The 19,344-nt window shown below is 61.5% G+C and carries 16 protein-coding genes and 1 pseudogene; 7 read left to right on the forward strand and 10 right to left on the reverse strand.

All coding sequences use genetic code 11. The annotated features are described in order from the left end of the window. Positions 1-77 precede the first annotated feature (77 nt). On the reverse strand, positions 78-551 hold the full coding sequence (locus RCCGE510_RS10865) for a VOC family protein (protein ID WP_007629838.1): 474 nt from the start codon (positions 549-551) through the stop codon (positions 78-80). Positions 552-908: 357 nt separating this feature from the next. Between RCCGE510_RS10865 and RCCGE510_RS10870 the strand changes: the two genes are divergently transcribed. Together RCCGE510_RS10870 and dapB are read left to right on the forward strand one after the other, a co-directional pair. Continuing rightward, positions 909-1,124 (forward strand): hypothetical protein, encoded by a 216-nt coding sequence (locus tag RCCGE510_RS10870; RefSeq protein ID WP_007629840.1) that lies wholly within the window; start codon positions 909-911, stop codon positions 1,122-1,124. 128 nt (positions 1,125-1,252) lie between these two features. Then, positions 1,253-2,023 (forward strand): 4-hydroxy-tetrahydrodipicolinate reductase, encoded by a 771-nt coding sequence (gene dapB / locus RCCGE510_RS10875; protein WP_037078307.1) that lies wholly within the window; start codon positions 1,253-1,255, stop codon positions 2,021-2,023. An 8-nt stretch (positions 2,024-2,031) separates the two neighbouring features. Here the strand turns inward: dapB and RCCGE510_RS10880 are convergent, their stop codons facing one another. Continuing rightward, positions 2,032-2,952, reverse strand: a complete 921-nt coding sequence (locus RCCGE510_RS10880) for an ornithine cyclodeaminase family protein (RefSeq protein ID WP_007629843.1) — start codon at positions 2,950-2,952, stop codon at positions 2,032-2,034. 72 nt (positions 2,953-3,024) lie between these two features. Then, a complete protein-coding gene (locus RCCGE510_RS10885; RefSeq protein WP_007629844.1) occupies positions 3,025-3,531 on the reverse strand; it encodes a GNAT family N-acetyltransferase in 507 nt (168 codons plus the stop codon). A 1,078-nt stretch (positions 3,532-4,609) separates the two neighbouring features. Between RCCGE510_RS10885 and RCCGE510_RS10890 the strand changes: the two genes are divergently transcribed. After that, positions 4,610-6,025, forward strand: coding sequence for an aspartate aminotransferase family protein (locus RCCGE510_RS10890; protein WP_007629846.1), 1,416 nt, complete (start codon positions 4,610-4,612; stop codon positions 6,023-6,025). 251 nt (positions 6,026-6,276) lie between these two features. Next, positions 6,277-7,062 carry a class I SAM-dependent methyltransferase gene (locus RCCGE510_RS10895; protein ID WP_007629848.1) on the forward strand — a complete coding sequence of 262 codons (786 nt, stop codon included), beginning with the start codon at positions 6,277-6,279 and terminating at the stop codon, positions 7,060-7,062. Positions 7,063-7,139: 77 nt separating this feature from the next. On the opposite strand, the gene RCCGE510_RS10900 is transcribed toward RCCGE510_RS10895, so the two are convergent. Continuing rightward, positions 7,140-7,562 (reverse strand): TIGR02594 family protein, encoded by a 423-nt coding sequence (locus RCCGE510_RS10900; RefSeq protein ID WP_007629849.1) that lies wholly within the window; start codon positions 7,560-7,562, stop codon positions 7,140-7,142. Between the two features lie 629 nt (positions 7,563-8,191). Here RCCGE510_RS10900 and RCCGE510_RS10905 point away from each other — a divergent pair. Beyond that, a complete protein-coding gene (locus tag RCCGE510_RS10905; protein WP_007629850.1) occupies positions 8,192-10,093 on the forward strand; it encodes a potassium transporter Kup in 1,902 nt (633 codons plus the stop codon). A 67-nt stretch (positions 10,094-10,160) separates the two neighbouring features. Here the strand turns inward: RCCGE510_RS10905 and RCCGE510_RS10910 are convergent, their stop codons facing one another. After that, complete coding sequence (locus RCCGE510_RS10910) at positions 10,161-11,741, reverse strand: Na+/H+ antiporter (RefSeq protein ID WP_007629851.1); 1,581 nt, start codon at positions 11,739-11,741, stop codon at positions 10,161-10,163. Positions 11,742-11,920: 179 nt separating this feature from the next. Between RCCGE510_RS10910 and RCCGE510_RS34725 the strand changes: the two are divergent. Next, positions 11,921-12,019 (forward strand): annotated as a pseudogene (locus RCCGE510_RS34725) (protocatechuate 3,4-dioxygenase); the annotation flags it as partial. A 137-nt stretch (positions 12,020-12,156) separates the two neighbouring features. Then, a complete protein-coding gene (locus RCCGE510_RS10915; protein ID WP_007629853.1) occupies positions 12,157-12,438 on the forward strand; it encodes a hypothetical protein in 282 nt (93 codons plus the stop codon). A gap of 21 nt (positions 12,439-12,459) precedes the next feature. On the opposite strand, the gene RCCGE510_RS10920 is transcribed toward RCCGE510_RS10915, so the two are convergent. The 5 genes from RCCGE510_RS10920 to RCCGE510_RS10940 all read right to left on the reverse strand — a co-directional run bounded on the left by RCCGE510_RS10920 (position 12,460) and on the right by RCCGE510_RS10940 (position 19,286). Beyond that, the gene (locus tag RCCGE510_RS10920) at positions 12,460-13,950 is read right to left on the reverse strand and encodes a right-handed parallel beta-helix repeat-containing protein (protein WP_007629854.1); all 1,491 of its coding nucleotides are present in this window, start codon (positions 13,948-13,950) and stop codon (positions 12,460-12,462) included. 332 nt (positions 13,951-14,282) lie between these two features. Then, positions 14,283-15,773 carry a right-handed parallel beta-helix repeat-containing protein gene (locus tag RCCGE510_RS10925; protein WP_007629855.1) on the reverse strand — a complete coding sequence of 497 codons (1,491 nt, stop codon included), beginning with the start codon at positions 15,771-15,773 and terminating at the stop codon, positions 14,283-14,285. 465 nt (positions 15,774-16,238) lie between these two features. Continuing rightward, complete coding sequence (locus tag RCCGE510_RS10930) at positions 16,239-17,447, reverse strand: ABC transporter permease (protein ID WP_007629856.1); 1,209 nt, start codon at positions 17,445-17,447, stop codon at positions 16,239-16,241. Between the two features lie 4 nt (positions 17,448-17,451). Then, complete coding sequence (locus tag RCCGE510_RS10935) at positions 17,452-18,591, reverse strand: FtsX-like permease family protein (RefSeq protein WP_007629861.1); 1,140 nt, start codon at positions 18,589-18,591, stop codon at positions 17,452-17,454. Next, on the reverse strand, positions 18,588-19,286 hold the full coding sequence (locus tag RCCGE510_RS10940; protein ID WP_037078311.1) for an ABC transporter ATP-binding protein: 699 nt from the start codon (positions 19,284-19,286) through the stop codon (positions 18,588-18,590). Before RCCGE510_RS10940 ends, RCCGE510_RS10935 begins: the two co-directional genes overlap by 4 nt. Positions 19,287-19,344: the final 58 nt, after the last annotated feature.

Genomic DNA, 19,344 nt, shown 5'->3' on the forward strand with positions numbered 1-19,344 from the left:
CCCGTTTCCGAAGGACCCTGGAAATCTAGGTCAATCCCACCGGACCTGACGCTCAGGAAAACCTTCTGCGTGAAGGTTCAGCCGCGCCAAGCCGCCTCGAGCGCCGCGATGTCGATTTTCCTCATGGTCATCATCGCATCGAAAACACGCTTTGCCTGGTCACCACCTGCCGCAAGCGCTTCGGAAAGAATACGCGGCGTAATCTGCCAGGACACACCCCACTTGTCTTTGCACCAGCCACACTCGCTTTCCTGGCCGCCATTGCCGACGATGGCGTTCCAGTAGCGGTCGGTTTCCTCCTGATCGTCGGTGGCGATCTGGAACGAGAAAGCCTCGCTGTGTTTGAACGCGGGACCACCGTTCAGGCCGATGCAAGGAATACCCGCAACGGTGAATTCAACGACCAATACGTTTCCCTGCTTGCCATCCGGATAATCTCCCGGTGCACGAATGACGGCGCCGACGGCACTGTCTGGAAATGTCGCGGCATAGAAGCGCGCAGCCTCCTCGGCGTCTTTGTCATACCATACGCAGATCGTATTCTTCGCCATTGCGCGGCTCCTTTCGCTCTTCGTTTCGCATTTCACACTGACATAAGAGGCAAACCGTCTTTCTCCAGCCCAGTCCGAGCGATTTCACGCGAGCATTTGCTGAGCGCTGCTAAAATTGGTGGAGACGCCGCCAACCTCCCTCCCTCATCCCGTCACAGGGATCCAGCACGCCCAAGTCCTGGGTCGCGGGAGATAGCCTGGTTCAGACAGAGCACCACGAGATTCATAAAAACAAAGACCTGAAGCCGTCTCATGAATCAAAATCTGAACAATGCGGTTTTTGTGTCCTCGACACAAAACTCGTGTCAGACTGCGTAAGCTGCGCATCGCCTGCGCGCCGATCGAAAGGGCCGAACCATGCATAAATTCACCGTTACCCTCACCCGGGAGATCGAGGCAGATACTGCCGAAGAGGCTGCCCTGCTCCTGTATCAGGAACTATCAGGGGGACCAGTGCCTGAGCGCTATACTGTCATCGACGAGACAGAGGTGACCACGGAGGTGAAGCTGGATCGGAAAAAGGCGGATGAATTCGCCAGCATCGATCACACCGCCGACCCGGGCAATTGGTAACGTCAGGCGTCCGAAGGATATCCGGCTTTGCGCCGGGAACCGAATGCGACAGTTGCAAATCCCCTTCTCCGGCGCGAATGCCGGATGCAAACAGCCTCCCTTCGGAAATATCGCAGTAAGGTAAGACAGTGACCTCACCAATCAAAATAGCCGTCGCCGGCGCGAATGGCCGCATGGGCCGTGCCATCCTGCCGCTGCTGGCGGCCGATCCGGTTTTTGCGTTTGTCGGCGGCATCGGTCGTGAGGGCTCTGCAGGCGCTGGGCTGATCGACCGATCGGCTGCGATCGCGGAGGCCGACGTGATCCTGGATTTCACGACGGGACGTGCCGCCGCCGAACTTGCCGGTCTGTGCGCGGCGGCGGGCGGACCGGCCCTGGTGATCGGAGCGACGGGTTTCGACCGGGATGAACTCGACCGGATATCAGAGGCCGCCCGCACCATTCCGATCCTGCGCTCCGGCAACTTCTCGATCGGCGTCAACATTCTGATCAGCCTCGTCGCCCAGGCGGCGCGCGCCCTTCCCGCGCAGGACTGGGATATCGAAATCCTCGAAGCCCATCACAACAGGAAGATTGACGCGCCCTCCGGCACGGCGCTGATGCTCGGCGAAGCGGCGGCCGAGGGCCGTGGCGTTTCCCTCGCATCCGTCGAGCGGCGCGGGCGTGACGGCATCACCGGCGAGCGCCCACCCGGCGAGATCGGCTTCGCCGTGCTGCGCGCCGGCGGGCTCGTCGGAGAGCACAGCGTACTCTTTGCCGCCGCCCAGGAAGTGGTGACGCTCTCGCATTCGGCTCTCAACCGCGGCATGTTCGCCCGCGGCGCACTTTCTGCCGCTCGCTGGATCGCAGGTCAGGCACCCGGCGAATACGGTATGCGGGATGTCCTGGGTCTTCCGTAATAAGCGCCTCACAAGATATCGAGGATTGCCGAAGCGACGACGACTTCGGTTCCAGCTAGGCCGACCGAGCAGAACAGCGTCGTCTCCCCAAGCGATCCTCGCCCCGCCGCCTTCCCGGCAATGATGTCGGCAAGGTCGGCCATGCGATCTTCGTTGCCGGAGCCGGCGAGGAAAAAGGGCGAAGCGTAGGCGTGGGCCTGTTCGGGAGAATCCGTCGCGATTACCGCTGCGGCATCAGCGACATCCAGGCCGAGTTCGTATCCCTGAAGCGTTTTCGGGCCGACCGTATTGACGTGCACGCCGGGCTTCAGATCCCGCGCATGGATGACAGGCGTTTGGCTGGTCGTCGCACAGATGACGATGTCGGCGTCATCAACCGCTTCTGACACACTGCCGACAGGCTCCACCTCCAGCCTCAGGGCGTGCTGCATCTCGGTTGCGAAGGTGGCGCGATTTTTCTCGTCGCGGCTATAGACGCGGACGCGATCCAGTTTTCGGACGGCTGCGGCCGCGGCAAGCTGGGTTCGCGCTTGCGCGCCGCTGCCGAGGATTCCGACGAACTTGGCGTCCGGCGCGCTGAGATGGCGGATGGCGAGACCTCCGATGGCGCCGGTCCTGAGGTTGCCGACGCGCTCTCCGAGGACGATGCCCTTGAGCTTGGCATCGTCGGCCGACCACACCGCGACGATTTGCGAATGCTCCGTTCCGCCGAATGTTTCATAGACCCGAAAGCCAGCGAGCGGCTTGTCGCCGAGGATGCCGCCGACGGTGAACACCAGATCGCCTCGATCGGGAAAGGACACATGATGCCGGGGGGGCGAGATTAGCCGATTGCCGACTCTGGCGAGAAAAGCGGTCTCGAGCGCATCGATCGCGACCGCCATCAAGGTGTTGCCGGCCAGGTCTTCGTCTCTCAGGATCTTCGTCACGGCAAACCTCCAGCCTATGCCAGCATTGCGAGGTCAATAGGAGAGCGCATGCGCGGAAATTCCCCGTCATGCCTAATCGACCAGACGGCGGGCCATTATGACGTCGTCGATCTCCCTGCCCTCTTCCAGAACCCCAGCAGGAATCCTCCCGACCTCGGAGAAACCCTGCCGCTGATAGAACCGAATTGCCGCCGGGTTTTCCGCGCTGACGAACAGTTCCAGCTGCCGGATGCCGATATGGCGCGCATGATCGGAAACAACATCGAGCAGCCTGCCGGCAAGACCGGTGCCACGCAGGCTCTTTCCGATGTAGACCATGATGATCGTCGCGCGATGGGCCATCTTGCTCGACCGCTGCCGTAGCAGGCCCATTATACCGACGGGCTCATTATCCTGAAACGCAATGAAAACCGGCTCGCTCAAGCGGTTGCGCCACTCCTCAAGGGAAAGAGCCGACCAGTCTTCGTAGCGGCTGGCAAAGGAGGAGGGTTCGGTGCGAAGCGCTTCCAGACGGATGCGCCGGAAAGCCTCCACCTCGCCCGCCTGGATATGCCTGATCGTCACGCCGCTTGCATCCATTCGGAGACCTCTTGAGATACCTCACTATCGTCATTGCAGAGGGCTCCGGCCGATGCAAGCGGAGCGACTTTCGGTTCCAGGTTGGGTAGCGATGATTTCGCTTGAACGCCTCGTGTCGCCACCTAGGAGGAGAGGTGTGCCCCGATAATTTGTGGCGGACGCCATGGTCTCGACCTGGCTACTTTCTGCCATCGTCTCGCTCAGCCCCTCACAGAGAGAGCCGCACCCTGAGGCGACCGGTAAGAGCCTCGAAGCGCGAGGCGGAGCTCCGCCTGCAGTTACTGCGCCGGAGTTCCCACCCGACCGCCTTTCCGGACGCCCGATTGATCGGACGGCCCCACCGTCGGTGGGTTCGTCGGCCTGAGGTTCCATTGATCAGGCGGCCGGACGGCTGGTGGGTTGGTCGCCGGGTCAGGGGTCGACCCTACAACTAGGTCATCAGATGGGTCGCCGGCCGCCGTCGCCGATTCATCAGTTGACCACTCGGTCGTTTGGTCGCCCGGCTTGCCCATCTTGAAGGGTGTAATCTGATGGATGATGACGAGAAGAACTATCCCGACCATCACGCACACCAGCGTATAGAGAAAGAAATATTTCAGTGCATATCCCTCGCTGATTGGCAGAGCGGCCTTGACAGCGGCGCAAACGATATTTGCGCATCATTGAATGATACTTGGAGAGAACGCAATAGATTTTAAGCAGACGTTAAGGATTTCAGAAATGAACAGCAGATGATAAATTGGTTATTGGAGAAATGAGGAAGCATCTCCCGTTATGCTCGATTTATCTTCAGCATCCCGGTAAAGGCGAGACGCGCGCCAAAGGCGGCTGCGAGCGCCCACTCAGATCCTCCTGTATCGCGCCAGGGGCTTTGAGGAGGCTACAGCTCTCGCGCTCATGGCAACGAGGATTTCGGGTTATGCTATGGCAGGAGGACTCGGCATGGCCGTGCGCCAGCCGGTGTTGTGCATCCTCGCGGCGCTGCCAAGACAGCGCCGGCGATATCGGCTACAGTGTCTGCGCCGGCAGCCCGCTTCGAGGGACGGGCCCTCTAGTTCGCCGGCGGCAGGGGATCCGCATGTCGGCAATCGCATCTCTGTTTCAGGAAGCCGCGCGGCTTGCGGCCGGGTTCCGGCAGGCAGCGCCCGCCCGCCATGTACCCACTCGCGGCTACGCCGCCTCCCTCGCCGCCTTCGATGAGCCGCTGCCGGCCGCCAGTTCCGATATGCTCGATGTTATCAGGCAGTTGGCGAATGATGCCGAACCGGGGCTTCATGCAACCACTGGCCCGCGCTTTTTCGGCTGGGTCATCGGCGGCTCGCATCCGGTCGGCGTCGCAGCCGATTTCCTTACTAGCGCCTGGGGCCAGAATGCCGGAAACCATACCGTCGCTCCGGCCGCGGCCGCAGTCGAGACCGTCGCGGCAAGATGGCTTCTCGATCTCCTGAAGCTCCCGGCCGAAAGCTCGGTCGGCTTCGTGACGGGCGCGACGGTGGCGAACTTCACCTGCCTTGCCGCCGCACGTGGCGAGGTATTGCGCCAGGTAGGCTGGGATGCCGATGCCAACGGCCTGTTCGGCGCGCCCGAGATCACCGTGCTGATCGGCGATGATGCCCACACGACGGTGTTCTCGGCGCTGCAATTCCTGGGCGTCGGCCACGACCGCGTGCGGCGCGTGCGCACCGATCCGGTGGGGCGGATCGACCCGGCCGCGCTGGCGGACACGCTCGATACGGTCTCCGGTCCAGTCATCGCCATTCTCCAGGCGGGGCAGATCAATACCGGCGCCTTCGACGACTTCGCCGCCATCATCCCCCTCTTGAAAGCGAAAGGCGCCTGGGTGCATGTCGACGGTGCCTTCGGCCTCTGGGCGCAGGCATCGGAGAAGACCAGCCATCTCAGCCGCGGCATCGAGGCGGCCGACAGCTGGGCGACCGACGGACACAAATGGCTGCAGACGCCCTATGATTGCGGCTATGCGATTGTCCGCAACGAGCTCGCCCATCGCCGCGCCATGACCATCGCCGCAAGCTATCTGCCGCTCGCCGGCGAAGGCGAACGGGATCCCTCCCATTACGTGCCGGAGCTTTCGAGGCGCGCGCGCGGCTTTGCCACCTGGGCGATGCTGAAACATCTCGGCCGCGAGGGGGTGGCCGCCCTCATCGACCAGTGCTGCGCCTCGGCGCGGCTGGCGGCCGATCTGCTCGCCCGCGAGCCCGGCATCGCCATTCTGAACGACGTGGCGCTGAACCAGCTCGTCATCCGCTTCGGAGCCGACCTGCCCTCCGAAGAAGGCGACGCGCTGACCCGAAAGACGATCGAAAAGATCCAGGCGGACGGCATGATCTTCGCCGGTGGCGCCAAATGGCGCGGCCGCAACGTCCTGCGCCTCTCCGTCACCAATTTCCAAACGACCTCCGATCAGGCAGAACTGGCGGTGGAGAGCATCATCACTGCGTTCAGGAGCGTCAGCGAGAATTCCCATCCGCGCTAACCTGCAATTGCGTCCGTCGCCAATCCACCGCCTTGCAGAGTCTGGCCGCTGGTACTGCGGGGTGACACAAGCCGCGCCCTCTCCGACCTCATCGTGAGGTGCCCTGCAGGGGCCTCGGAGGACGAGGTCGGCCACCGTGTTCGGGGCCGAGCGGTGTCCATGAACACGCATTCTCGCCCCACCGTCTTCCCATTGCCACGCCCCGCGACTATAGCTCGCCGCCCATTCGGATCGGACAAGGAGGAAGAGCCATGAACGCCAATGATGTCGCTGCCCATTGGGAGAGCAATGCCGAGACCTGGACGATCTATTCCAGGGCGGGCCACGACAAATATCGTGACGCGCTGAACACACCGGCCTTTCTCGAGATACTGCCATCCGTCGCGCGCCTTGCCGGGCTCGACCTCGGCTGCGGCGAAGGCTCCAACACCCGCGCCGTCGCCCGTCTCGGCGCCCGCATGACCGGGCTCGATATCGCACCGACCTTCATTCGCTACGCTCGCGAGACCGAGACGCAAGCGCCGCTCGGGATCGACTACGTGCTCGGCGATGGCGAAAGCATCGATTTCCCGGAAGCGAGTTTTGATTTTGTCACCGCCTTCATGTCGATGATGGACATGGCCGACCAGCGCCAGGTGCTGAAGGGCATCCAACGCGTCCTGAAACCCCGCGGCTTCCTGCAGTTTTCCATCCTGCATCCCTGTTTCGTACCGCCGACGCGCCGCAATATCCGCAACGAGGCGGGGGAGCCCGTTGCGGTAGAGATCGCCGATTATTTCGATGAGAGCGACGGCCGGATCGAGCGCTGGATCTTTTCCTCCATACCCCAAGCGGAGCGGGCAAGGCTGACGCCCTTCGCCATCCCGCGCTTTCACCGGACGCTGTCGACCTGGGTTTCGATGATCGTCGAAGCGGGACTGACGATCGAGGCCTTCGGCGAGCCGATGGCCTCGCCGGAAGTGGCACAGGCCGAGCCCGTCGTCGCCGACACCCGCATCGCGCCGATCTTCCTTCACATCAGGGCGCGCAAGCTCTAAACTCGCCGCCATCGACGTTTGGGAAATCGTTCTTAAGGAGCGGTCACGAACTCAGCTTTGCTGAAGGCAAATCGGCATCATCGTCGCACTGCGACGACCGAGCTGGCGCGATACCTGGACAGTTGCACCCGGTTGGATTGATTGCCGCCGAACAGGTAGACGTACTGCCGGCGCGCGTCGATGTGATCGAAAAGGCTCACATGAAAGCGCCTGCCGGTGCGGATCACCACGACATCCCCCCGTCGGGCGGCGCGGAAGAATACCGGCCTGCCGAACTTCCTCCAGGACACCGCCATATTGGGGTTGGGCGGCGGCTGCCGCGAAGATCGTTTGGCGACAAAGGCCAGGAACGCCCCGCACCACGATACCCTGCGCGGATTGATACTGAGGAAGGAAATGGAGCGTTCGTGCATACTCTTGTACTTGGATGCCGTGCCCAGCATGTCCGCCTCACAGGGCACGGCAAGCACCATGAGGACGATGACGAGAATAACTTTCATAGTTACCCACCATTGTTTGTATAATGTTGAAATTCCGAAATGTGGCAAAGAATAAATCAGGCGCGGCAACGTAGATGCCAATTATGGCGTGATTTAGAAACAACTAATACTGGCATTTTGGCGGCGATAATTTGTCTGAAACGAGGCCGAAATTCACCCAGGCTAGCCATCAATCTCGGACGCACCCGACCATGGAAAACCCCAGCGAAACGCATAGTTTGCAGGCAATAGGGGCTAATCCGAACCAGGCCCGTTCAGACGAGATGGCCCGCACCTGCAAGTGCTTGAGCAGCAAGATCATTCGCGAAATAGTTGACAACACTGCGCCACGCCAGGTCATCACCTATACGAGCTATATTAAAGATAATCATGAATAATACTTAGACGCACCGGGAAATACAGCGCGCCTAGCTCCGGTCACCCAACAAAAGCCGATGATCGCCCCTGCTGGTTGCGGACATGAAGGCCCCCCGGACAACCGACAGCCGCCGCGCGTGTCAACCGTATGGTTGCACCGTTTTGGGCACCCTGACCGCTCACAAAAAATTCGCACGCCGCATCAATTTACTTGCCGTTCTGCATTGCGGCATATGTTTGTGTCCATGGCCAAGTGGCATGAGCGGGGAACCATGACGTCGACACATGCAGACAAGACGGGTGAAGGTACCGGCCGAAAGGGTTTTGTCGGGCTGGTTGTCGGCGCAATCGGCGTCGTTTATGGCGATATCGGCACCAGCCCGCTCTATGCCCTCCGTGAGGCACTGAGGCCGTTTGCCGCCGATGGCGTACACGAGGCCGAGGTCATCGGTCTCATTTCACTGATGGTCTGGACGCTGACGATCATTGTGACCTTCAAATACGTGCTCTTCCTTCTCAGGGCGGACAATGACGGCGAAGGCGGCACGCTTTCGCTTCTCGCCCTGCTGATGAAGAAGATGGGCCGAAACGTGCCTGTACTCTTTTTCGCCGGGCTGATTGGAGCGGCTCTCTTCATCGGCGATGCAATGATCACGCCTGCTCTGTCGGTCATGTCGGCGCTCGAAGGCCTCAAGCTCGTCACACCGGCCTTTGCCGAATACGTACCGCTTGCCTCGGCTGCGATCATGATCGTTCTGTTTGGCGTCCAGTCGCGGGGAACGGCTGCCGTCTCGACGTTTTTCGGGCCGATTACGGTGTTGTGGTTTTTGGCCATGGCGGCAGGCGGTCTGATCCATATCGGTGACGACTGGACGATTCTGGAGGCGCTCAACCCGATCAATGCATTCCTGTTCCTCACCCATGCCGGCACTGTCGGCCTCATCGTGCTCGGAGCCGTCTTTCTGACCGTCACCGGCTGCGAAGCGCTCTATGCCGATCTCGGGCATTTCGGCCGCCGCCCGATCCAGACCGCATGGTTCGTGCTCGTCTTTCCGGCGTTGCTCCTCAACTATCTCGGCCAGGGCGCGCTGGTTCTTGCCCATCCCGAAACGGCGGCCAATCCGTTCTTTCTGATGTATCCCGATTGGGCCTTGCTGCCGGTGGTTCTGCTCGCGACGATGGCGACGATCATCGCCAGCCAGGCTGTTATCACCGGTGCATTTTCGCTGGCCCGCTCGGCGGTTCACCTCGGCTTCCTGCCGCGGCTGCGGATCAAGTTCACGTCGGAGACCAACACCGGCCAGATCTACGTGCCGAGCGTCAATCTTCTCCTGCTGGTCGGCGTCTTGATGCTAATCTTTTCCTTCCGCGACTCCGAGTCGCTGGCGACGGCCTACGGCATCTCGGTGACCGGAACCATGGTCATCTCGACCATGCTGGTCTTCCAGTTCCTCCGGGCCGTCTGGGGCTACTCCCTTGTGCTCGCCGCCGTCGTGCTGCTGCCGCTCTTCCTCATCGAAGTCCTGTTCCTGGCGGCCAACCTCTTGAAAATCTACGATGGCGGCTGGGTTCCGGTCGCCCTTGCGCTGGCGATCATGATCCTGATGTGGACGTGGACCCGAGGGCAGGCCTATCTGAAGCGGCTGCGCGCCAACAACGAGATCCCGCTCGATTCCTTCATAAGGTCGATCGAACGAAAGTCGGACCATTCGCCGGTCACCGTTCCGGGAACGGCGGTTTTCCTGACCAGCGTTCCGGATCGGACGCCGAATGTTCTGCTCCATAATCTCAAGCACAATCACGTGCTCCACCAACAGAACGTCATCCTGAGCGTCTGGACCGAAGACGAACCTTATGTACCGGACAGCCGCCGCATCAAGATCAGCCAGCTTTCGCCACGCTTCGTGCGCCTCGATCTCACCTTCGGCTTCATGGACGACCCCGATGTTACCAGAGCCCTCGCCCTCTGCCGGGAGGGAGGGTTCAAGTTCGAGATCATGAAGACCTCCTTTTATCTCGGCCGCCGGAACCTCGTCAGGACACCGAACACCGGACTGCCCGGCTGGCAAGAGCGCATATTCATGGCGCTGGAAGGCTTGGCGATCGATCCCTCCGACTATTTCAACCTGCCGTCGAACCGTGTCGTCGAACTCGGTGAACAGGTTGCCATTTAGCGCGTGGCGGCGAAGAGAGCTACGAAAGTTGGCCGCTTCGCAAACTCCACGCGTGAGACACTGAACGTCAGGCCTTGGCCGAGATCGCGCTCAGCTCCTCGAGATCGAGATCGCGTTCCAGCTCGTCCAGCGTCTCGTCATCGATGTCGCCGGCGCGGTGGAGACGAATGAGTTCCTGTCGCCCTGTCGCAACAGCTTCCAGAACGACGTCGAAATGCGCGTGGAGCAACGGCACGTAGTGCTCGGTTCTCTCGGCATAATCGACGATCGCCGTCGCTCTGCGCTGGTAGCGCTCCAGCAATTGAGGGTGGATGAGCTTTCCCTCTGTGTCATATGCCAGGTTTTGGACGATCCCGAGCTGCACCCGTGCCATGGCAGCTTCGGCCTGGCTCATTGTTAGGCGCGGTCTTTCCGTCTCCGGCGCCAGCCGCGCCCAGGCAATCACTCGGCCCAATGTGGTGCCCTGCACCAGCACGGTGCCGAGAATGACGGCGAAGGACGTGACGAGAATGAAGTCACGGCCCGGGAAATCCTCGGGCAGGCTCAACGCCAAGGCGAGCGTGACCACCCCGCGCACGCCTGCCCAACTCAGAACGGTCGCCCCGCCTGCTCCGAGCGGCCGGGCACGCGTCAACCCGAGTGCTGCACATGACTTGATGACGAGGTCGGAGGCGAAGACCCAGACAAAACGTGCGGCCACGAGCGTCATGAGGATTGCCAGCATCGGCAGTCCCATGGTCGCAATCACGGTGGTAACGCCGCCGCCGCGTTCGACGACATCCCGGAGCGACAGCCCGATCAATGTGAAGACCGCCGCTTCCATCAGGAAAATCATCACCGTCCAGAACGATGTGCCGCGCATGCGCGTCGCCGCAGAGAAAACGGTGTGCTGGTGCCAGGAAGCGATCAGGCCCGTGCTGACGGTGGCGATGACGCCGGAAACATGCAGCAGTTCGCCCAACAGATAGGAAATCCAGCCGAGCAGCACGGTAGCCGCGATGATCAGATAGTCGTCGCCGAGATGGCGGATGAGTTTGACCCATGCCGCTCCGACCACGATCCCGACGATGGCGCCGCCCAGCGCCAGCACGAAGAAGTCGCCGACCGCCTCGCCGGCGCTGAAAGCGCCCGTTGCGGCGGCGGCAACGGCAAAACGGAAGAGAACCAGGCCGCTCGCATCGTTAAGCAGGCTCTCGCCTTCCAGCAGAATCTGAAGCCGCCGAGGCAGTCTGACGCGCTCCAGCACGGCGCGCGCCGAAACCGCGTCCGGCGGCGCAACAATCGCGCCCAGTGCCGCGCAAGCGGCCCAGGGAAGTGATGGAAAGATAAGATGAACGACAACAGCCACGACGGCGCAGCTGAAGAGAACCGCGCCCACGGCAAGCGAGGCGATCCCGATCATATGTCGCCGCAGCCGCGACAACGCAATGGACCAGGCGCCATCCATCAACAGCGGCGGCAGGAAGATGACCAACACCAGCTCGGGATCGACCGATATCGCCGGCAGCCCCGGCACAAAGGCCAGCAAAGCGCCACCAGTCAGCAGCGCGACGGACGGCGGCAGTCCGAGCCTATGGGCGGCATACTGCAGCGCGATGATCGCGAGAAACATCGCGATAACAAGCTCGAATAAGTGGGTTGGTTCCATGTGTCCTGCCCTGGCTCAGCAACGAATGTCGGATGGCTGCTGCAAAGAGTTACAGCGACCTCGCGCCTCTGAAAAGACGCGCCCCGCTGTTGGCGGCGGCCGTTGCGACTTCGGCCACATCGCGAAACCGGCATGCTCACAGGATCGGTGCCGAGCACTATCGCTGAGATTGGGTCTTGATCCTCATCCCAGAGCATGCTGCCGATCATATGTTCGATTTCGAGAAGCTCGACGGCGGCGTGCTTTCCGCCACCATCACGATCGGTCGTTCTGCCTGAGCCGATCGCGCAGGAGAAAGCCGTCAATACACGCTCCCTGGCGATATGCATTAATCCTGCGTCCGGCATGAAACCAGATGCAGCATTCCTGCGTACTAACTCTCGACAGCAGCATACAGGCAGCGAGGGTTGATAGCGTGGTCAGGAAAGAAGGCGTAGCACACATCCCCCGGCAAATCGCCGAACAGGGGCTGGCCAGGCTGATGATGAGGCTGCCCGCGACGAGGGCAACGATCCGAGCGGTCGCGGCGAGCCAGTCCCATCTTTACGAACTGTGCGGAGCCTATGGCGAGGCCTGCGCCGTCCTCGATCGCATGCGCAAGGATGTGTCGGCCGATCCGGCGATCATTGCCGAATACCAGATCATTTGCGCGGAAATCGAAATCGACGTCACCAGGATCCTGCTCGACGACCGATGAGTCCGCTGCCGGCATCTGCCGTCAGGTCAGCAAGCCATTCACATCGATGGAAATGCTCAGCGTATCCGTGTCGAAATGATGCGCAACCCCATCGGAAATCTTATAGACGAACGTCTCGCTCACGTTTCCGCTAAGCCCCGCAAGCTTCGTCGTGTCGAGCGTGTAGCTATAGTCGCCGTGATCGTCGACATGGATGCTGCCGTATTGGCCGGCCAGCGTCAGGCCATCCTTGCCGACGACCTCGCCCTCGAAACGGCGAAGCAGCAGGGTCCCGTTGGCCGAGCTGTCGTTTTCAAGGAGATTGCCATGGTGGGCGCCATCCGTGTCGGCTGAGATTTTCAGGTTGTCATGGGTTGGGACAATCACCGGGGCCGCGTCCACGTGCGCCACATCTGCGGCAGCGAGACTGTCGTGAACGAAAAGCGTCGCCTTGGCCTCGTCCAGCGTCGTGTTATTGCTGACCGGAAAGGTGTTCGCCGCGATGATTGCCGGCGATATACTGTATGGCGTAACGTCGCTCGCGATGACATTATCGTGGAAGGCGCCGGATGCAGGTCTGTCGACCTTTAGCGCTGCCTGCGACAGGTCGTCGAAGACGTTGTTATGAATATCGATATCCTCACGAACATAACTGGTGGAGCCGGCAGCGCTGACCGCCACGCCCCATACGCCGTCATGGATATAATTGCCCGAGATATCATAGTCCCGCGTATCGCCCTGGTCGCCGAGACCGATGGCGTAGGACCAGCTATAACCGCCATATCCTGAAATGTCGTTGTCATGGATAGCGACATTGGTGCCAGCCTGTGCGCCGATCCCGAAGCCGCCACCGATAATCGTGTTGTCCTCGACCACCGCATTCACGGGCCGAACGAGTGCGATGACGCCCTTCGGCGTCACGGCGCCCGTCTGGTCTAGGACATTGCCGCTGATGACTATGTTGCTGCTGTCGTTCATCTGGACGGCATCTGCCGCGGTGCCGTGAGCGTTGGTGACGGTGTTGTTGAGAAAATTGACGCCGTTGATCTTCTCGATCCAGACGCCGTCGCCATTGACGTCGTTGATCCTGCTGTTTTCGATGGTGATGTTCGAGCCGGTTCGGAAGGTGACGGAACCGGCCTTGCCCGCCAGGCCGGTGTGATCGACCTCGACATTGCGCACTGTCCAGTTCGAAACACTGCCGCCATAGATGGCGGCACCCCCTGTATCCGAAATCTTGATGTTCTCGATGACGATGTTGGAGGCATAAAGGCTGTGAATGCCATCGCCGGGACTGTGGATGACGGGCGCATCGCCGACCCCGTAGCTGCCGATGGTGATCGGGGCGCTGACGGTGCCGGAATATTTGAGGTCGAGCTGGTCATTGTACACGCTACCGGCAGCGAGCAGCACACTGTCGCCGGGCTGCAGCTTTAAATTTTCCACCGCCCAAAAGGACGCAAGAGGCGCGTCCTCGCTCGTTCCGCTGTTGCTGTTGGCCCCTGTTGCAGAGTTCACATAATAGACTGTCATATCGCCATATGCTCGCATTGTCGCGCAGCCGTCTGGGGATCAGCTGCGATGAGTGGATCGGATGCGGTCGGGGCGAAAGGCCATAAGACAATCTTCTATTGTCGTTACGGCGGTAGACAGGTTGTGGCCTGCGATGTTCCCGAGAAGCCTGGCGGTGGCTGCATCCTCAACAATACAACTTAAGAGAAGATAGTCTATAAAATAACGACCGAAAGGTGAATTAACGGTAACGGACCGCTTTACAATTGACGTTAGGGAATGGCCGCCCCCGCCCTTCAACGCCCCTCACGGGGCGCTTCAGGATGAGGGCGGCGAGAGGCCGTCCTCTACCCTCAGCTCAGTAAGCCGTCCATATGGATGAAGACGGTCAGCGTATCGGCGTCGCTATGCTGCGAGGTTCCATCGTCGATGCCGTACTTGAAAGACTCACTCACATGTCCGCTATGGTGGTCGGGGAGCTTCGTGTCATCGAGCGTGTAGGCATAGTTGCCTTCCCGGTCCACGTGGATGGAACCGTAGTCCCCGGTCAGCGTCAGGCCGTGCTTGCCGACGGTTTCGTCGCCGAAGCGGCGAAGCACCAGCGTGTCGTTGTCGGAGCTGTCGTTTTCCAGGAGATTGCCGCGATGGGCCTCGCTCGTATCGGTGAAGATCTTCAGATTGTCATGGGCGGCGACGACCGCCGTGTCGGCAGCCGCCTCCATCGTTGCGGCAGCCTTGGTCTCGGTGCTGGCAAGCGCCGTCTCGACATTTGCGACCGTGTGGTTGTTACTGACGGAAAAGGTGTGCGCGTCGACGATGGCAGGCGATATGCTGGTGGCCTTGACGCCAGTCTCGATGGTGTTGTTGTAGAAGGAGCCGGATGCCGGCCTGTCGACCTTCAGCGCCGCCTGAGTGAGATCGTCGAAGACATTGTCGTGGACCTTGATATTCGTGAGTGTGTAGTGGGTGCCGTTGGCGCCGCTGACGGCCACGCCCCAGGCGCCGTCGTGAATATGGTTGCCCGATATGTCGTAATCCCGCGCACCGCCCTGATCGCCGAGGCCGACGGCGAAGGACCAGCTGTAGCCGTGAAATCCCGATATGTCGTTGTCGCGGATGGCGACATTCTTACCCGCAGGCGCGCTGATGCCGAAGCCGCCGCCGGTGAGGGTATTATTCACGACCACCGCATACGTGGCCCCCACCAGCGCGATCACGCCCTTCGAACTGTCGGCATGTATCTGGTCGAGGTGATTGCCCTTGATCAGAATATTGCTGCTGTCGTTGACCTGCACGGCATCGGCCGTCGAGCCATTGGCGCTGGTGACAGTGTTGTTGAGAAGTTTGACGCCGCTGACCTTTTCGATCCAGAAGCCGTCGCCTTTGACATCGGAGATCTTACTGTTTTCAATCGTGACGTTCTTGCTGTTCCTGAAGGTGACGGCGCCGGCGTCTTCCGACATTCCCGACTTGGCGATACTGACATTGCGCACCGTCCAGTTCGTGACATCGCCGCCATAAATGGCCGCACCGCCGGTGTTCGATATCTTCAGGTTCTCGATGACGATGTTCGACGCATAAAGACTGTGGATGCCGTCGCCGCCGCTATGGATGACAGGTGCGTCTCCCGTCCCGTAACTGCCGATCTTGATCGGCGCGCTCGCGCTGCCGGAATATTTGATATCGAACTGCTCGTTGAACACGCTGCCCTTGGCGAGAAGCACGCTGTCACCGGCTTTCAGCGTCAAGGATTCCACTTTGGATAAAGTCGCAAAAGCTGATTTCCCGCTCGTTCCGCTGTTCTGATTGGAGCCGATTGCTGAATTCACATAATAGGTTGTCATATCGCCGTGTTGCCCTGTTGGTCGGATCGCTATGAGCCGCGAGAATCGAATCGGGGTCGGCCGATCCAATGCGGCGGGGGCAACCGGCCACGGCAAGAAGGCGACAAGATGTTGTCAATGCGGCAGCGGGCCGGTTTGCAGGTCTTGTTCCACAAGCAATGGCCCAGCCGACTAAGATATTGGAAAGATGCAACTTATCCGAAAAGTATTCTGCGACATAATTGCATGAATCGGCCCCTCACCAAGCCACCCAGTGAAGATGTGCCGTGTGGCCCCCTCATCTGCCTGCCGGCATCTTCTCCCCGAGGGGAGAAGCGGGCAAGATGCGAACTTCGCGTCCACAGCGGATGCGTCCGAGAAGGGCAAGACGTCGCCTCGATTCCTCTTCGCCCCAGCGGGGAGAAGATGCCGGCAGGCAGATGAGGGGGCCACACGGTACATCCTCCGAGGCAGGCAGCCGCTACTTCACCCCTTCGCCCGCAACGCCGCGCTGAGCGGTAGCCGCGCGGCCGCCAGCGCCGGCAGGGCGCCGCCGATGACCCCGACCGCCAGCCCGAGCAAACCTGCCGTCAGATTCACATCAGGCGTAACCACAAGCTGGAACGCCATTTTGGTGTTGTTGGCGCCCATCGTGCTCGCCTGCCAGCCGTTAAAGGCAAGACGGGAGGCGAGGATGCCGAAGCCGGCGCCAGCCACGGAAAGCAGCACCGCCTCGAACCAGGTGGCGGCGAAGGCCGGCAGGCGGGAAAAGCCGAGCAGGCGCAGCGTGGCGATCTCGACGCTGCGGTCGGAGACCGAGCTCATCATCGTGTTCAAGGCACCCGCCGTCGCGCCGATCGCCATCAGCAGCGCGATCGGCCAGCCGAACAAGCGGATCAAGCTCTCAGTGCGCGCGGCCTGCGCGGCATAGAGATCGGCCTCCGAGATCGCGGTGAGCGGCGTGCCCGATATATCAGACAACCGCTGGCGCAGCGCCGCCAAGGCTATTGCGGGGTCGACGCCGGCAAGCTGCACGCGCAGGCTCTGCACCTGCCCCTGCCGGTCGAAGGCCGATTGCACCGCGTCCAGATCCGCCCAGATCTCGGATTCGAAGACGCTGCCGCCAGCGGTGAAATGACCGGCGACGGTCCAGTCGACCGCGCCGAACCGCACGGTCTGGCCGACGCCAAAGCCGGGGAAAGCCTCTGCGATGCGGGCGCCAACGACGATCTCGCGCGCACCTGATACAAACAGCCGCCCTTGCGAAAGCCGGGCGCGGCCCCGGAGATCAATCCCGGCCCGGTCGATGCCCCGTAGCGACAGCGTCTGCTCGGCGCCGTCGCGTCCCCTTACATCGATCGGCACGATGGTCTCGCGCGACAGCGCCAGCCCGCCGGCGCCATCGCGCGCAATCCCGATATCGCCGCTGATGGCAGTCAGGCTGCGGATCGCATCGGCCGGCACGTCCGAACCGGTTTCCTGATTGGTGCCGCCGCCGAGGATGACGGCGATATCGGGCGAGCCGGCGCCGGCAAGGGTGGCCTCGAAGCCGCGCGCCATCGCCAGAAAGCCCGAGAGCACCGCCACCACCAGGGCGACCGATAGCACCATCGACAACGAAATCCACAGCCGCCGCGGCAGGCTGCCGAGATTGACTCTGATCATGAGAAAGGTCTGCTTGAGCGCTGATGACATTGGGTTATCTCGTTCTGAAGGCGTTGACGATCGGCAGGCGCATGGCGTTCACGGCCGGCAAGAGCCCGGTCAACAGACCAAGCCCCGCAATGATCGCGGCGGACTTGAGCAGTACCTCAAAGCTGAAGACGAGGCCGAATTCCGGGCCGATCGAGAGAGTCGCGAGCTTGGCGACGAGGAGCCCGCCGGCGCCACCGACGGCGAAGATGAACAACGTCTCACCGAGAATGAGCGCCACGATCCGCCCGCGGGAAAAGCCGAGCACCTTCATCACGCCGATCTCGAAGCGGCGCTCCCGGATGGCAAACAGCATGGTGTTGATCGATATCATCAGGATCGTCACGAAGGCGGCGCCGACGACCAGGCTGACGATCAGCCCGACATCGGCGAACTGCCGCAGAAACGCTTCGAGGAACTGCTTTTCCGATTGCGTCCGGGTCTGCGCGGCCGAATTGGCGAAAAGCGCGTCGATGCGCGCCGCCAGCACGCCTAAGGCGACACCTTCGCGCGGGCGCACCACGAAGGCGTCGACCGTATCCCGGTCCCTCGCACGAGCCGCATTGACCACGTCGTAGCGGGCGAGCATGAAGTAGGTGTCGGTGCTGGCATCGGCACCCTCGAAGATGCCTGATACGGTGAAGTTCCAGTTCCGGCTGCCGTCAGCCTTGATGATCTGGCTGGTAACACCGATGCGCTGGCCGACTGACCAGCCCTGCGCCTCAGCCAACGCCCTGCCGACGAGCACCCGGTCGCGCGCTTCTTCCAGCGCCGCGATCAGCTCTGGCGTCAACCCGAGTTCGGCACCATTGGCGGCGGCAATCGCCTTCGGATCGACCGCGCTGACGGCCACGACATTCTTCTCGACCTCGACGAAACCTCGCATGCGTGCCGTATAGGCGACGGCCGCGACATCGCCGTCCGCCGCGATCCGGTTGAGATAAGCAAAGGGCAGCGGCAGCCCCCGACCTGATTTGTTGAAGACGCCGAGCAGGTTGTCGCTGGCGCCGGCCGCCCCTTGGCTGCCGCTGACGAAACTCGCCGTCAGCCCGTAGATCAGGAAGGCGATCCCGACCGAAAACATCAGCAAAACGGCGCGTAGCCGCTTGCGCCAGGCATTGCGCCGCATCAGTTCGAAGAAGGTCATCGGCCTTCCCCCTCGACGAATTCGCCCTTGTTGAGATGCAGCGTGCGCCTGGCAAAGGCGGCGGCCTCGGGATCGTGCGTGACCATGATGATGGTCTTCTGAAGCTCGCGATTGAGGAAGCCCAGCATCTCCAGGATATCATTCGCCGATTTCCGGTCGAGATCGCCGGTCGGCTCGTCGCAGAGAATGAGATCGGGATCGGAGACGATGGCGCGCGCAATGCCGACGCGCTGCTGCTGCCCGCCCGACATGCTCGACGGAAACTGCCGCTGCCGCCCAGTAAGCCCGACAAGATCCATGACCGCATCGACGCGCGCCCGCCGCTCCTTGCGCCCCAGCGGCTTGAGCAGCAGTGGCAGCTCGATATTCTCCGCCGCACTCAGCATCGGCAGCAGATTGTAGAACTGGAAGACGATGCCCATGCTGTGCGCCCGCCAAGCGGCTCTCGCCCCCTCGCCCATCTGCTCGAGATGGCTGCGCCCGATCCGGATCTCGCCGGCATCAGCGCTGTCGATGCCGCCAAGCATATTCAGCAGCGTCGATTTCCCCGAACCCGACGGCCCCATCACCGCAACGAAATCGCCGCGCGGAATGGACAGGTCGAGCCCCGAAAAGATCGGTATGGTCTCCGCCCCGATCCTGAACGCCTTCCTGACGCCGGCAAGCTCGATATAGGGGTCTTGAATGTCGGTCATGTTTTGCTCCTTGGTGGTTGGTTGATCTGCGGCCGGTAATCGGTGGCCGCCCTCGTCC

Source organism: Rhizobium sp. CCGE 510, assembly GCF_000292525.1.
Lineage (GTDB): Bacteria > Pseudomonadota > Alphaproteobacteria > Rhizobiales > Rhizobiaceae > Rhizobium.